This window comes from Pseudomonas sp. FP2196 (assembly GCF_030687715.1).
GTDB lineage: Bacteria > Pseudomonadota > Gammaproteobacteria > Pseudomonadales > Pseudomonadaceae > Aquipseudomonas.
Map to the genome: position 1 here is coordinate 1,067,199 of NZ_CP117445.1, position 13,216 is coordinate 1,080,414.

Below are 13,216 nucleotides of genomic sequence, written 5' to 3' on the forward strand. Positions count from 1 at the left end.
GGGAATTAGTGAACGACGGAATTGGGAGGGAGGTGACCGAGCCGCTCGGTCAGACGCAGCCGCTGAATCGGATCGTCACTGAGCAGCAGCGCATGTTCCAGATCGAAACGCTCGGCATTCGGGCAGTCCAGTTTTTGATACAGACTGGCCCGGGCGAGGTAATCGGCGGCACCGGCATCACCCAGTTCGAGCACGCGCTCGGCATCGATCAGCGCAGCAATAAAGTCGTCGTGACTGGAGTGCAACTGACGAAGGTTGCGCGACAGGCGCTGGAGCATCTGCACCGGTGTGGCGGTCAGTAGATGCTCGGCATTGATTTTCATGTGCGCCCCATATTGGCGCTGCAACAGTTCGCGACAGTCATTGGGATACAGGCGTCGACCACCGCACGGATCAAGCAAGTGATCGGCCCCGGGCACCCGTAGCAGGAAGTGCCCGGGGAAATTGACCCCGACCAGCGGAATCTCCAGGGCGCGCGCCAATTCCAGGGCAATCAAGGCCAGCGCCAACGGTTGTCCGCGGCGGGTTTGCAAGACTTTATGCAACATTGCAGCCTGTGGGCGCAGCGGCAGGAAGTCATCCTGGGCGAAGCCCAGATCAGTCATGCGCCGCAACAACGGCTGCGCCAGTTCGCTGACAGGCAGCATCGGTAAGCCGTAACTGACCCGCTGCTGCAGTTCCTTGAAGTCGTGCAGCAGCGCTTGGGGGTCGATAGCTTTTTCGTGCTCGGCCGCCATCCACAGCGCGGCTTCGAACAGCGCGGGCGGGGAGCGGTGCAGACACTCGAAAAAACGTTGGCGCGGACTCATTGAAATCTCCGGGGAATGCCTCGTTTTAGCCCCGTCCGTGCCATTCGTCCAGTGTCTGGCAACTTGAGTCCGGGGTTATGCCGCAAAGACATCATCGCCATCGATGCTTATTCCGGTGCGCTCCAGCAATTTTCGGGCGCAAGCCTATACTGGCGTTCTACAAGAAGTGATTCGGGAGCCCAACGATGTTTGCGCTCATGCAAAGCACTCGCCTGGAATCGCTGCACCTGAGCGTTGACCCGGTTTCCGGGTTGAAGGCGGTCATAGCCATTCATAACAGTCGTCTGGGGCCGGCCCTGGGCGGGTGCCGTTACCTTGCCTATCCCAATGACGAGTCGGCGGTCGAAGACGCTATTCGTCTCGCCCAGGGCATGAGCTACAAAGCCGCGCTGGCCGGATTGCCTCAGGGCGGTGGCGTTGCGGTGATTGTAAGACCGGTACACGTGGAAAACCGTGGCGCACTGTTCGAAGCCTTTGGTCGGTGCATCGATCAGCTCGACGGCCGCTACATCACCGCTATCGACAGTGGCACCTCGGTGGCGGACATGGATTGCATAGCCCAGCAGACCCAGCATGTCACCAGCACCACGTCGGCAGGCGATCCTGCGCCGCACGCAGCGATGGGCGTGTTTGCCGGGATTCGTGCAACCGCCATGGCACGGTTGGGCAGCGACAATCTCGAAGGTTTGCGTATCGCCATTCAGGGTTTGGGCAATGTCGGTTTTGCGCTGGCCGAGCAACTGCACGCCGCCGGGGCCGAACTGCTGGTCAGTGACATTGACCACGGCAAGGTGCAACTGGCGATGGAGCAGCTCAATGCTCACCCGATCGCCAACGACGCATTGCTCAGTACGCCCTGCGACATACTTGCGCCGTGTGGCCTGGGCGGGGTGCTCAACAGCCACTCGGTCACGCAATTGCGCTGCTCGGCGGTGGCGGGCTCGGCGAATAACCAGCTGACGCATTTGGATGTGGCTGATCAATTGGAGCGGCGCGGAATTCTTTATGCGCCGGACTATGTGATCAATGCCGGTGGCCTGATTTATGTTTCGCTGAAACATCGTGGCGAGGAACTGACCACCATTACCGCGCACCTGTCGAAAATCAGTTCACGGCTGACCGAAGTGTTCGCTCATGCGCAGGCAGAAAAACGCTCGCCAGCGCGGGTGGCGGACGAGTTGGCGGAAAGGGTTTTGTATCGGTAGGTTTCGAAGGCATGAAAAAGGCCCTGAGCCATTCGACTCAGGGCCTATTCAATTCGGGCATAAATTACTTCGCCGCTTTTGCTGCTTTGGCTGGTTTCACCGGCGCTTCAGCAGATTCCTCGACCTCGGCTTTTTCGACCGGCTCAGACGGCGCATTGATCAGCTCCGACAATGCATCAGGCTGGCTCTTGAACGCCCGGGCGAACACATCGCGGTTCTTCGCCATGTAAATCCCGGCTTCTTCCACTTGCTGTTCAGTCAGCGACGGAACGGCTTTTTGCAGCACATCGGCCAAGTATTCGGCCAGTTCGAGCATTTTGTCATGACGGTCAGCTTCGGCTTTATCCATGAACAAGCGCTCCAGATCTCGGCTGCTGCGGTATACCACTTCGACGGCCATTCACCACCTCACATGCCTTCACATTAGTTGTCTTTGCGACCACTGTATTTATATACAGCGAAAAGGATAAGCGAATCCCTGCGCTTTGGGTAGTGGCTTTTCAATGTAGACCGGATTTGGAGTTTGTCAGATCGACCGTGTCGCCATCATTGGCGAGCGAGCTTGCTCCCACAGGAGGCGGGTGCGAGACCGAGAGTGCGACCAAACGCCACGGCGCGGGTTTTGCAGCGGCTCGCCATGATGGCGTGGCCCTGTTTCTGCATGAAATCAGGCGCGTGAAGAAAAACCGTCACGTCCAACACGCATCATCCGCTCGCATCGGGCTAAGGAAACATCATCGTGAAAATCAACTGGGCCGAGAAACTGCGGCAAAACGTGCATCAACTGGCCGAGTCTCTGGGCAATCTGTTCGTCGAGACCTTTCACTACCTGGCGCTGTTCGCCATCGGTGCGGTCACGGCATGGGCGGCGGTGATGGAGTTTCTCGGGATGCTCGAAGTCGGGCATATCAAGATCGATGACATTCTGTTGCTGTTTATCTATCTGGAACTGGGGGCGATGGTCGGGATTTACTTCAAGACCAACCATATGCCGGTGCGTTTCCTGATCTACGTGGCGATCACCGCGCTGACCCGACTGCTGATCTCCAACGTCTCGCACCACAATCCGCCAGACATGGGCATCATTTATCTGTGCGGCGGGATTCTGCTGCTGGCGTTTTCGATCCTGGTGGTGCGCTACGCCTCGTCGCAATTTCCTTCGGTGAAGATCGAAAACCCGCACCGCAAGATCGGTTCGGGCTCCAGCGAGCATCCCGAAGTGGAGAAGGGCGAGCTTTAAAGTCCTGCGGCTTGCCGGGGCTGGCCGATGATTTTTGGCGGTGGCGGGGTCAGCCCGTCGCTGCTGGTCATGGCTTCGAGGATCGCCATGGCACTGTGGCCCTGTTCGATGGCGATGCCGAACTGAATGCTTTGCACCAGACGCTTCAGGCGTGTGGGGTCGTTGCGCTGTTCAGCGCTGATCATCCTTTTGGCCACGATGCGGCCGCTGTTGGACAGCGTCAGCATGATGCTGCCGTCCAGGCCTTGAATGCTCAGGTTGATCTGATAGTCCGGCGCGAAGGCATCGGTAATGATCTGAAAAGGGTTGTCCATGATGCGTCACCGCCTGATTGAACGTGCAGTTGTTGACCGGCCATGATCTGGTTGGTTCGCCCATCCAGACCACCGGCCATTCCGTGGCCATATCGCCATTATCGTGTTGATCAGGTGTAGCAAGGGCTATGCCGGGAATCTTGTCGGACAATGGATACGGCATAAAAAAGGCGAGCCCATGGCTCGCCTTGTTTATTTGTGGCCCGTTTCAGGGCGCGTGACCGCTCACAGTGCAATTAGCCGGTCAGCATTCCACCCAGTTCACGGCCAGACCGCCCCGTGAAGTCTCTTTGTATTTGTCGTGCATGTCGGCGCCGGTATCACGCATGGTGCGGATCACCCGGTCGAGAGAAATGAAGTGGTTGCCGTCACCGCGCAGAGCCATTTGCGTGGCGTTGATCGCCTTGACCGCCGCGATGGCATTGCGCTCGATACACGGCACTTGCACCAGGCCGCCTACCGGATCACAGGTCAGGCCGAGGTTGTGTTCCAGGCCGATTTCGGCGGCGTTCTCCAGTTGTTCCGGGGTTGCTCCGAGCACGTCGGCCAGGCCGGCAGCGGCCATGGCGCAGGCCGAACCGACCTCGCCCTGACAGCCGACTTCGGCGCCGGAGATGGACGCATTTTTCTTGCACAAAATACCGACGGCGGCCGCGCCCAGGAAGAAATTGACGACGTCATCGTCAGACGCATCCGGGTTGAATTTCATGTAGTAGTGCAACACCGCCGGAATGATCCCTGCGGCACCGTTGGTCGGCGCGGTCACCATGCGTCCGCCTGCGGCGTTTTCTTCGTTGACGGCAAGAGCGAAGAGGTTGACCCACTCCATTGCCGACAGCGTCGAGCTGATGACATTCGGCTTGCCTATTTCCAGAAGACTGCGATGCAATTTCGCTGCACGGCGCGGAACATTCAAACCGCCGGGCAGAATGCCTTCGTGACGCAGACCTTGTTCGACGCACTCTCGCATCACCGACCAGATGTGCAACAGACCTTGACGGATCTCAGCGTCGGAGCGCCAGGCGCGTTCGTTGGCCATCATCAATTCGGAAACACGCAAATTGTGCTGTTTGCACAGCGACAGGAGTTCGGCGGCGCTGGAGAAATCGTACGGCAATACCACTTCACCGGCCGCAGCCACACCGGACTCGGCTTCAGCTGCTTCAATGATGAAACCGCCGCCCACCGAGTAGTAGGTTTGCTCGAACAGCTCGGCGGTTTCGCCAAAGGCTGTCAGAGACATGGCGTTGGGGTGGTAGGGCAGGTTCTCGTCCAGCAGCAGCAGATCGCGTTGCCAGTTGAAGGCAATCGAGCGTCCACCCGCGAGGGGCAGTTGGCCGGTTTCGCGCAGGTGCTGGATGCGCGGCTCGATGGTCGCCGGATCAATGCTGTCCGGCCATTCTCCCATCAGGCCCATGACCGTGGCGCGGTCGGTGGCATGACCGACGCCAGTGGCCGACAGCGAGCCGTACAAACGGATTTCCACACGACGTACGTCGTTCAACAAGCGTTGATCGGTCAGCGCCTGAGCGAAGGTTGCAGCGGCGCGCATCGGGCCGACGGTGTGGGAACTGGACGGACCGATGCCGACTTTGAATAGATCGAAAACACTGATAGCCATGCTAAACCCTTACAAGCAATGGAGTAGGAATCGCTGCCATTTTTTGTCGGACAAGCGCAATGTCGGCGATACTGCCTGCCTCGGTCTGACGTGACCAACGAAACTTCCTAAGATAGCCTTTAGCAGGACCAAACAATGAGTCGTCAATTGCATGCTCAGACCTACGTCTGGCTGCAGGTGTTTTCCTGTGCCGCGCGGCACCTGTCGTTCACCCGTTGTGCAGAAGAACTGCACATCACGCCGGGGGCGGTCAGTCAGCAAATCCGCCAATTGGAAGAGCGCCTCGGGTTCCGTCTGTTTCATCGCCGTGCGCGTGGCGTGGAATTAAGCGCGCAAGGGCAGCGACTGGCGATAACGGTCAACGAAGCTTACGGCAGCATCGACGCCGAATTGCGTCGTCTTGATGCCGGAATGATCAGCGGGATTTTGCGGGTGCGCTCGATTCCGTCATTCCTGAGCAAATGGCTGACTCCACGTCTGCCTCGCCTGCAACAGCGTTTTCCGGATATCCAGCTGCGGCTGGTGGCCGAGGACAGCAGCGTGCCTTTACATGAGGGCGACTTTGATCTGGCGATCGACCTGAACGACGGCAGCTATCCGGGGCTGTTATCCACAGCCTTGCTCGACGAGCAGATTTTCCCGGTGTGCGCGCCGAGCCTGCTACGTGCGCGTCCACCGCTGCATGGCCCGGCGGATCTGGTGCATTTCCCGTTGCTGCACGACATCACCGCCTGGCGCGGCAGTTACGAATATGCAGAGTGGGAATTCTATTTGAACGCGATCGGCTTCGAAGGCGCCGACGTGCGGCGGGGGCACACCTTCAATCGCAATCACCTGACCATCGAAGCGGCCATCGCCGGCATGGGTGTGGCGATTGCCCGGCGCACGCTGCTCAATGATGAGCTGGAGCGGGGGGCATTGATCGTGCCGTTCGGGCTGTCGGTGCCCAATCACAAACGTTACGTTTTGTTGTACGCGCCGGGGGCGTTGAGCCATCCGGGCGTGCGTGCGGTGCACGATTGGCTGGTGGAAGAGGCGGGGATCTTTCGCAGTCTGCACCCGTTGAACGACGGGCAATTGTGAGCAAGTTTTGCGAGATGGCAGGGCGACCCAACTCCCGACCTTACCAGTGCTTTGCCCGGTTGTCCGGATTTTTTTGCGAATGAAAATTTATCTTTTTTCAGGGGTTGAAATGTTCGGCGGTCGGGCCGATTGTTGTAATCAAGAGGTCACGAAATCCTGTTCAAGGCCTCTTGCGAGCTAGCTGAAATAAGGGATGAACTATGCAAATCCAAGTCAACAGCGATAACCATATTCAAAGTAGTCAACGACTGGAGGAGTGGGTACGTACAACCATTGAGAGCACGCTCGAACGTTATGAAGAAGACCTGACCCGCGTCGAAGTCCATCTGGCCGACGAGAACGGTGACAAGCCAGGTCCCCATGACATGCGCTGCCAACTGGAAGCGCGGCCAAAAGGCCATCAACCGATTTCCGTCACCCACAAAGCCGATTCGCTGGAACAGGCGATCGATGGTGCAGCCGAAAAACTGGAGCATGCGCTGGAGCACCTGTTTGGCAAATTGCGCGGCAAACCACGCGCCGCTGTGGTGCCATTCAGCAAGGCGAATGACGCACTGCTGGAGGAAGAATTTCTTGAGAATGAACAGGCAGCGATCAACAGTTGATGCGCTGATTTTCCAAGCCACCCAATGAGAACGGGCCTGCGAAAGCAGGCCCGTTTTGTTTTCAGTGGTGGTCAAAACGCCACAGAAGTCTGCACATAAACCGTCCGTGGTTCCCCCACATACTTGCCCTTGTTGTTGTCATCGAACGAACGCGTGAAGTATTGCGTGTTGAAGATGTTCTTCACCCCCACCGCCACATTCAGATCCGACAACTGCGGCCCGAAGTCATAGCCCGCACGGCTGCTGAACAGCATGTAACCCGGAATCTTGCCGGTGCTGCCGTCGGCGCTTTCTTTCGAGGTGTTGGCGTTGTCGGCAAACTGGTCGCTCTGGAAGCTGCTGTCCAGATTCAACTTCCACGGACCCTCGGTGTAACCGACGCCGATCGTGCCTTTGTGTTTCGAGGAGAACGGTACGCGATTGCCCTTGTTCGGCCCGTCCTCGCGGATGGTCGCGTCAACGTAGGCATAGGTGGCGTAGACATCAAAACCGGCCAGCGCCGGACTCAAGTCATCCAGCGCATAGTTGACGCTGGTCTCGATGCCTTGATGGCGGGTTTCGCCACGGGCGATCACCGAATCATTGGTCTGGTTGCTTTCGTACTGATTGTCGAAGTTGATCAGAAACGCGCCAATCTCTGCGCGCAGCGCGCCGTTGTCGTAACGGGTGCCGAGTTCCCAGGTGCGCGCCTTCTCCGGTTTCACTTCGCCGCTGCTCACGCGGTTGGGCATCTGGCTGTACTGCACGCTGCCGAACGAACCTTCGGTATTAGCGTACAGATTCCAGCTGTCGGTCAGGTGATAAAGCACGTTCAACGCTGGCAGGGCGGTGTTGTAGTCGCCCTTGTATTTGACGTTGGTCAGGTTGTTGGTCTGCTGCGACTCGATCATTTCGTAGCGCACCCCCGGCGTGATCGTCCACTTGCCGATGTCGATACGGTCGTCGACGAAGAACGCATTGGCCTCGGTGCCGCCACGGGTATCGCGGTCATTGCGGCTGTCGGTGGTCGGGTATTGATTGCTGGCAATCGGCGTGCGGTAGCGCAGTTCGTGTCCGGCCTCGTTGATGTAGCGATAGCCGACGCCGACTTCATGGCTGGTCGGGCCGAGATCGAAGCCCTGGGCGAAACGTGTTTCAAAGCCGCGCACCCAATACTCGCGTGGCGACAGCGACAGGAAGGTGCCTTGATCCAGATAACCGCTGCGCAGGGTTTTGGTGAAGAAAGTGTTGGCGGTGAATTCGCGGCGATCTTCCTGGTAGCGATAGCCGAAATTGAACATCGTGCGGCGGCCCCAGAACTGGTCTTTCGGGCGCGTCGACTGGTACGGATCGGCATCGTAATCAGCGACGTTCAGGCCTCCGGGCATGTCAGCCTTGCCTTCGTAATACTGGGCCATGGCGTTGAAGCTGTTGGCCTCGTCGAGCTGGTATTTGCCTTTGAGGATCAGGTCGTCGATCTCGGAGTCGCTGTGCTCACGCCAGTCGCCGCCGCGAGTGCCGGAGTACAACAAAGCGCCGCCCAGACCGTTCTCGTTGGTGCCGCCAGCCAGCAGATTGGCGCTGGTCTTGAAGCCGTCGTGGCTCGACGACGGACTGGTTTCAGTCTGGAAACCACCCTTGACCGTCGGCTCGTCGGGAATCGCCCGGGTCACGAAGTTGACCACGCCACCGACGTTCTGCGGGCCGTAACGGACTGCGCCACCGCCGCGCACCACGTCCACCGCATCCATGTTGCCCATGCTGATCGGCGCGAACGACAGTTGCGGTTGACCGTAAGGAGCAAAGGGCACCGGGATGCCATCCATCAACACCGTCGAGCGTGCGGCGAGACGCGGATTGAGACCGCGAATGCCGAAGTTCAGCGCCATATCATGGCTGCCGGTGCCGTTGTTTTCCGGGGCGTTGACGCCGGGAATGCGGTTGAGCACATCGCGCGCCTGGGTGGCGCCCTGGCGTTCGAAATCTTCGCGGCGGATCACGTCGCGAGCGCCGGGATGTTCGAAGATGTTGATTTGCTGAGCATCACCGAGCCAGTCGCCGACCACTGTGGAGGTGTCCAGCTCCAGCGCTGCGTCACCTGCCGGTTGCAGGCTGAAAGCGTTGTTGCCCTCGGCGCGCGCTTGCAGGCCGGTGCCTTCGAGCAATGCGTCAAGACCTTGCTCTGGCGTGTAACTACCCTCCAGGCCGCGACTTTGCACGCCACTGGTGACTTGCGAGCCAAAAGAAATCAGCACCCCGGCTTCGCGGCCAAACTGGTTGAGGGCGTTTTCCAGCGACGACGGCGCAATGTGATAAGCCTTGGCGTCGGCAGCCAGCGCGACGGGCAGGGCGCTGAAACTCAGGCTGGCGCCGAGGACGAGTGTGCGCAGACTGCGGGCCAGCGGCGTGAGGCGGGTGGGGTGCATGTCGGATGATCCTGAGAAGGTTGAATCAAGGGGGCTTTCCTTCTCTGTCACGCCAGATCTGAAAAACGGCTCATTTATTTTCAAGATCAAAAGATCGCAGCCTGCGATCTTTTGACCTTGCGGTTACACCCGCGCCTCGACGCTGACCCAATAGCGGGTAAATCGCTTCACGTTCACCGGCAAACTGATTTCCAGCAGGTCGAGAATCCGCTCGCTGTCGTCCAGTGGATACGTCCCGGAGATCAGCAGATCGGCGACTTGCTTATCGCAATTGAGCTGCCCGCGCCGGTAGCGGCCAAGTTCTTCGAGGAAGTCGCCGAGGCGCATATGCGCGGCCACCAACATGCCGTCTGCCCAAGCGCCGCTGTTGGCGTCCAGTGGTTTGGCCTCGCTGGCGGCAGTCGCGGTGAAACTCAATTGCCGGGCGACGGGCAGCAGCATCGGCGCGCGTCCGTTGGCAGTCAGTTCGACGCGACCTGCAAACAGCGCCACCTGTGTGCGATCGGCAAATTGCCGCACATTGAGTCGTGCGCCCTGGGTTTTCAGAATGCCCTGCGCGGTGCGTATTTCGAATGATTGGGCGGCGGTCAGGAGGATTTCGCCTTCGAGCAAACGAATCAATCCTTGCCCGCTCTCTACATCCACTGAACTGGCCGTGTTGAGTTGCAACTGACTGCCCGCCCCCAACACAATCTTGCGCCGCTGACCCACCGGGCTGCGGTAATCGGCGAGCAGCGGCGGCAGCGGATTGTGCTCGCGCATGCCCCAGGTAACGGCGGAGCCGGCGCCAAGAATCAGCAACAGCTTCAGTGCCTGACGGCGGCTGCCGGACTTCGGTCCGTTCAACGCCGCGTGCGCGAGCGGCGAGGACACGCCGCGCAAGCGCTGGTTGACTCGCGCGATGTGTTCCCAGGCGCGGCGGTGTTCGCTGTGCGCGTCCAGCCACTGTTGCAACGCCTGTTGCTGGCGCGAGCTGAACGCGCCTTGCTGCATTTCCAGCAGCCAGCTCACGGCCTGTTCGGCCACTTGTGCGGAGAAATCCGGGACGCGGTTCACAGGGCGAAATAGCAGCGCATCGCCGCTTTGTTCAGATGACGTTTGACCGTGGCGACCGAGATCCCCAACTCGACGGCGATTTGCGGATAAGTCAGGCCATCGACCTGCGCCAGCAGAAAGGCGCGTTTGACCTGCCGTGGCAAACCGTCGAGCAGTTGATCCAGCTCCATCAGGGTTTGCAGGATGATCGCTTTGTCTTCTTCCGACGGCGCCACTCGTTCCGGCATCTGCGCCAAGGTGTCGAGATAGGCGCGCTCCAGATCTTGCCGACGGTAGTGATTGCACAGCACGCGCTTGGCAAGGGTGGTGAGAAAGGCGCGCGGCTCGTTGATCACCGGTGCTTCGCGTGCGGTCATCACTTTGATGAACGTGTCTTGCGCCAGATCCGCAGCGCTGTCCGGGCAGCCGAGTTTGCGCCGTAACCAGCCGGTCAGCCAGCTGTGGTGGGCCTGATAGAGCGATTCGACGGGATGGGCGGACGGCAACGGTATTACTCCAGGCGCACTTTTTGTACGTTAGAGAACAAGAACTGTTCGCATTGTAGGGGCGTCGGAGGTTGGCCGGCAATCAGATGCTTTTGCGTATGAGAATATTTATCATTAATATTGCTCGCCTGTTGGTTCGGCTTGTTGGCCGGACGTTTTCCGTTTCAGGGTCGAAACATGAAAGCCAAACTCGCCACACTCCCCATGTCTTATCGTCTGGCCGTCACCTCGCGGGTGCTGGCGGCGGTGTTCGGCGGCTATCTGGTTGCTGCGCTGGCCAGTGTCACGCTGACGATGTGGTTGCCCTTGAACCGTGCCGAAGCGGTCGTGACCGGCATGACCATTTCCTTTTTGGTCTATCTGGTCGCGGTGCTTTGGTGCTTCGCCTGCCGGACTGCCTGGTCGGCGTGGGTGGGTTTGCTGGTGCCGAGTGTGATTCTGGCGACTGTCTCTGGCGCAGCGCGCGGATTGGGTTACGCATGAAAGAGGGTTTCCGTCAGGCGATGGCCTGGTTGCACACTTGGGCCGGACTGGTGTTCGGCTGGTTGCTGTTCGCGATTTTCCTGACGGGAACCCTGGCCTATTTCAAGGACGAAACCAGTCACTGGATGCAGCCTGAAATCCCCGCGCGGCCGATCAATGCCGAGGCGAGCCTGACGCTGGCCCAGGATTATCTGCAACAACACGCGGCCGGCGCCTCGCGGTGGCTGATCGACCTGCCCGACGCCCGCGATCCCGGCCTGACCGTTCGCTGGCAACAAGCCCCAGCGAAACCCGGCGAGCGGGGCCGCTTCGAATCCAGAACCCTCGACGCTCAAACCGGCACCGAAGTGCAGGGCCGCGAAAGCATGGGCGGCGAGTTCTTCTACCGGTTCCACTTCCAGCTGCAAATGCCTTATCCGTGGGGCCGCTGGCTGGCGACGATCGCCGCGATGGTGATGTTCGTTGCGCTCATCACCGGGATCATCACCCACAAGAAAATCTTCAAGGACTTCTTCACCTTCCGCCCCCGCAAAGGTCAGCGTTCGTGGCTCGATGGGCACAACGCTGTGGGCGTGCTGGTGCTGCCGTTTCACTTGATGATCACCTACAGCAGCCTGGTGATCTTCATGTCGATGGTCATGCCGGCAAGCATTCTGGCGTCCTACGGCGGCGACGCGCGCAAGTTTTACGATGAGGTTTTCCCGGCCTCGAAGACGCCGGAGCGAGCGAATATTGCTGCTCAACTGGCGTCCATGGCACCCCTGTTGGCCAAGGCCAGCGAGCAATGGGGCGGTGGCCACACCGCGCGTCTCTCGGTGAGCAATCCGGGGGATGAAAATGCCTCGGTGGTGCTGTCGCGCGCCGGCGATCGTGTGGTTCACGATTTTGGCAGCGCAGTGACTTTTAACGGTGTCACTGGGCAGATGCTCAGCAGCACGCCGGATCAACCGGTGGCGATGGCGGTGGGCGGCGCTTTCTATGGTCTGCACATGGGCCACTTTGCCGGGCCGGTGTTGCGTTGGTTGTATTTCATTTGTGGCTTGGCGGGCACGGCCATGATCGGCACCGGGCTGGTGATCTGGCTCGGCAAGCGTCAGCTCAAACACGCCAAGAGCGGCGTGATGCCGTTCGAGTTGCGGCTGGTGGAAGTGCTGAACATCACCAGCATGGCCGGGCTTGTGTCGGCGGTGGCGGTGTTCTTTTTGGCCAATCGGCTGCTGCCAGTGGATCTGGCTGGACGGGCAGATTGGGAAGTGAATGCGTTCTTTATCGCCTGGGGTTTGAGCGTGGTGCATGCATTAATGCGTGCCGGGCGCAAAGCGTGGATCGAGCAGCTTGTACTGGGTGCCGCGCTATTTATCGCGGTGCCGCTGATCAATGCACTGACCACGCCGTGGAACCTCGGCGTAACGCTGGCGCAGGGTGATTGGGTGCTCGCCGGGTTTGATCTGACATGTCTGGCTACCGGTGTTTTCCTGGCTTGGGCCGCGAGGAAAATGCAACGTGCCGGCACGACGGTCAGGGTCAAAAAAACGCCCCGCGAAACGCCTCGGCCGATCACGCTTGAGCAAGGGGCAAACTGATGCTGCTGGCGCTTTTGCTTTGCTACGCCGGGTTTACGGCGCTGTGCCTGTCGATGCCTCGGCACTACGATGAATTGCTTGGCCACAAACCTTCGCCTCGACGCCGTCGCGGCTTGACGCTGGCGGGGTGGTTGCTGCTGGGCTTATCGATTTGGGCGGCCGTGACGGCCAATGGCTGGAGTTTCGGGCTGGTCGACTGGTTTGCCGTGCTGATGCTCAGCGCCTTGGCGCTGGTGTTGTTACTGCCTTATCGACCGCGTCTGGCATTGGCGCTGGCCGGGGTCAGTCTGTTGGCCAGCCCGGTCGCGGCATGGGCGCAGTGCTGAA

The 13,216-nt window shown here is 59.6% G+C and carries 13 protein-coding genes and 1 pseudogene; 7 read left to right on the plus strand and 7 right to left on the minus strand.

The window, feature by feature from the left end:
* Window positions 1-5: 5 nt before the first annotated feature.
* A complete protein-coding gene (locus tag PSH79_RS04715; protein ID WP_305441480.1) occupies window positions 6-809 on the minus strand; it encodes a SirB1 family protein in 804 nt (267 codons plus the stop codon).
* A gap of 185 nt (window positions 810-994) precedes the next feature.
* Between PSH79_RS04715 and PSH79_RS04720 the strand changes: the two genes are divergently transcribed.
* Entirely contained in the window at window positions 995-2,014 is a 1,020-nt protein-coding gene (locus PSH79_RS04720) for a Glu/Leu/Phe/Val dehydrogenase dimerization domain-containing protein (RefSeq protein ID WP_305441481.1), read from the plus strand.
* Window positions 2,015-2,156: 142 nt separating this feature from the next.
* Here the strand turns inward: PSH79_RS04720 and PSH79_RS04725 are convergent.
* Window positions 2,157-2,414: pseudogene (locus PSH79_RS04725) on the minus strand (YebG family protein); the annotation flags it as partial.
* A gap of 339 nt (window positions 2,415-2,753) precedes the next feature.
* Here PSH79_RS04725 and PSH79_RS04730 point away from each other — a divergent pair.
* Entirely contained in the window at window positions 2,754-3,254 is a 501-nt protein-coding gene (locus PSH79_RS04730; RefSeq protein ID WP_305441482.1) for a phosphate-starvation-inducible protein PsiE, read from the plus strand.
* On the opposite strand, the gene PSH79_RS04735 is transcribed toward PSH79_RS04730, so the two are convergent.
* Both PSH79_RS04735 and PSH79_RS04740 read right to left on the minus strand, forming a co-directional pair.
* Entirely contained in the window at window positions 3,251-3,568 is a 318-nt protein-coding gene (locus tag PSH79_RS04735) for a DUF3509 domain-containing protein (protein ID WP_305441483.1), read from the minus strand. The genes PSH79_RS04730 and PSH79_RS04735 overlap by 4 nt on opposite strands.
* 244 nt (window positions 3,569-3,812) lie before the next feature.
* Window positions 3,813-5,189, minus strand: coding sequence for an L-serine ammonia-lyase (locus PSH79_RS04740; protein ID WP_305441485.1), 1,377 nt, complete (start codon window positions 5,187-5,189; stop codon window positions 3,813-3,815).
* A gap of 135 nt (window positions 5,190-5,324) precedes the next feature.
* Here PSH79_RS04740 and PSH79_RS04745 point away from each other — a divergent pair, with 135 nt between their 5' ends.
* Together PSH79_RS04745 and PSH79_RS04750 are read left to right on the plus strand one after the other, a co-directional pair.
* The gene (locus PSH79_RS04745; RefSeq protein WP_305441486.1) at window positions 5,325-6,272 is read left to right on the plus strand and encodes a LysR substrate-binding domain-containing protein; all 948 of its coding nucleotides are present in this window, start codon (window positions 5,325-5,327) and stop codon (window positions 6,270-6,272) included.
* 200 nt (window positions 6,273-6,472) lie between these two features.
* Entirely contained in the window at window positions 6,473-6,877 is a 405-nt protein-coding gene (locus PSH79_RS04750) for an HPF/RaiA family ribosome-associated protein (RefSeq protein ID WP_116029519.1), read from the plus strand.
* A gap of 71 nt (window positions 6,878-6,948) precedes the next feature.
* On the opposite strand, the gene fecA is transcribed toward PSH79_RS04750, so the two are convergent.
* The 3 genes from fecA to PSH79_RS04765 form a co-directional block, all read right to left on the minus strand.
* The gene (fecA, locus tag PSH79_RS04755) at window positions 6,949-9,282 is read right to left on the minus strand and encodes a TonB-dependent Fe(3+) dicitrate receptor FecA (protein ID WP_305441487.1); all 2,334 of its coding nucleotides are present in this window, start codon (window positions 9,280-9,282) and stop codon (window positions 6,949-6,951) included.
* Window positions 9,283-9,405: 123 nt separating this feature from the next.
* A complete protein-coding gene (locus PSH79_RS04760; protein WP_305441488.1) occupies window positions 9,406-10,338 on the minus strand; it encodes a FecR domain-containing protein in 933 nt (310 codons plus the stop codon).
* Window positions 10,335-10,823, minus strand: a complete 489-nt coding sequence (locus PSH79_RS04765; protein WP_305441489.1) for a sigma-70 family RNA polymerase sigma factor — start codon at window positions 10,821-10,823, stop codon at window positions 10,335-10,337. Before PSH79_RS04765 ends, PSH79_RS04760 begins: the two co-directional genes overlap by 4 nt.
* A 177-nt stretch (window positions 10,824-11,000) precedes the next feature.
* On the opposite strand from PSH79_RS04765, the gene PSH79_RS04770 reads away from it, so the two are divergent.
* The 3 genes from PSH79_RS04770 to PSH79_RS04780 are packed head-to-tail and all read left to right on the plus strand — an operon-like array spanning window position 11,001 to window position 13,215.
* Window positions 11,001-11,306, plus strand: a complete 306-nt coding sequence (locus PSH79_RS04770) for a DUF3649 domain-containing protein (protein WP_305441490.1) — start codon at window positions 11,001-11,003, stop codon at window positions 11,304-11,306.
* Window positions 11,303-12,889, plus strand: coding sequence for a PepSY domain-containing protein (locus PSH79_RS04775; RefSeq protein WP_305441491.1), 1,587 nt, complete (start codon window positions 11,303-11,305; stop codon window positions 12,887-12,889). Before PSH79_RS04770 ends, PSH79_RS04775 begins: the two co-directional genes overlap by 4 nt.
* Window positions 12,889-13,215, plus strand: coding sequence for a DUF3325 domain-containing protein (locus PSH79_RS04780; RefSeq protein ID WP_305441492.1), 327 nt, complete (start codon window positions 12,889-12,891; stop codon window positions 13,213-13,215). The genes PSH79_RS04775 and PSH79_RS04780 overlap by 1 nt, the downstream gene beginning before the upstream one ends.
* Window position 13,216 lies beyond the last annotated feature (1 nt).

Excerpts from the sequence above, each read along its gene's own strand:
- PSH79_RS04715 (WP_305441480.1), bottom strand. The coding sequence starts at position 809 with ATGAGTCCGCGCCAACGTTTTTTCGAGTGTCTGCACCGCTCCCCGCCC.
- PSH79_RS04720 (WP_305441481.1), top strand. The coding sequence starts at position 995 with ATGTTTGCGCTCATGCAAAGCACTCGCCTGGAATCGCTGCACCTGAGC.
- PSH79_RS04735 (WP_305441483.1), bottom strand. The coding sequence starts at position 3,568 with ATGGACAACCCTTTTCAGATCATTACCGATGCCTTCGCGCCGGACTAT.
- PSH79_RS04740 (WP_305441485.1), bottom strand. The coding sequence starts at position 5,189 with ATGGCTATCAGTGTTTTCGATCTATTCAAAGTCGGCATCGGTCCGTCC.
- PSH79_RS04745 (WP_305441486.1), top strand. The coding sequence starts at position 5,325 with ATGAGTCGTCAATTGCATGCTCAGACCTACGTCTGGCTGCAGGTGTTT.
- PSH79_RS04750 (WP_116029519.1), top strand. The coding sequence starts at position 6,473 with ATGCAAATCCAAGTCAACAGCGATAACCATATTCAAAGTAGTCAACGA.
- fecA (WP_305441487.1), bottom strand. The coding sequence starts at position 9,282 with ATGCACCCCACCCGCCTCACGCCGCTGGCCCGCAGTCTGCGCACACTC.
- PSH79_RS04770 (WP_305441490.1), top strand. The coding sequence starts at position 11,001 with ATGAAAGCCAAACTCGCCACACTCCCCATGTCTTATCGTCTGGCCGTC.
- PSH79_RS04775 (WP_305441491.1), top strand. The coding sequence starts at position 11,303 with ATGAAAGAGGGTTTCCGTCAGGCGATGGCCTGGTTGCACACTTGGGCC.
- PSH79_RS04780 (WP_305441492.1), top strand. The coding sequence starts at position 12,889 with ATGCTGCTGGCGCTTTTGCTTTGCTACGCCGGGTTTACGGCGCTGTGC.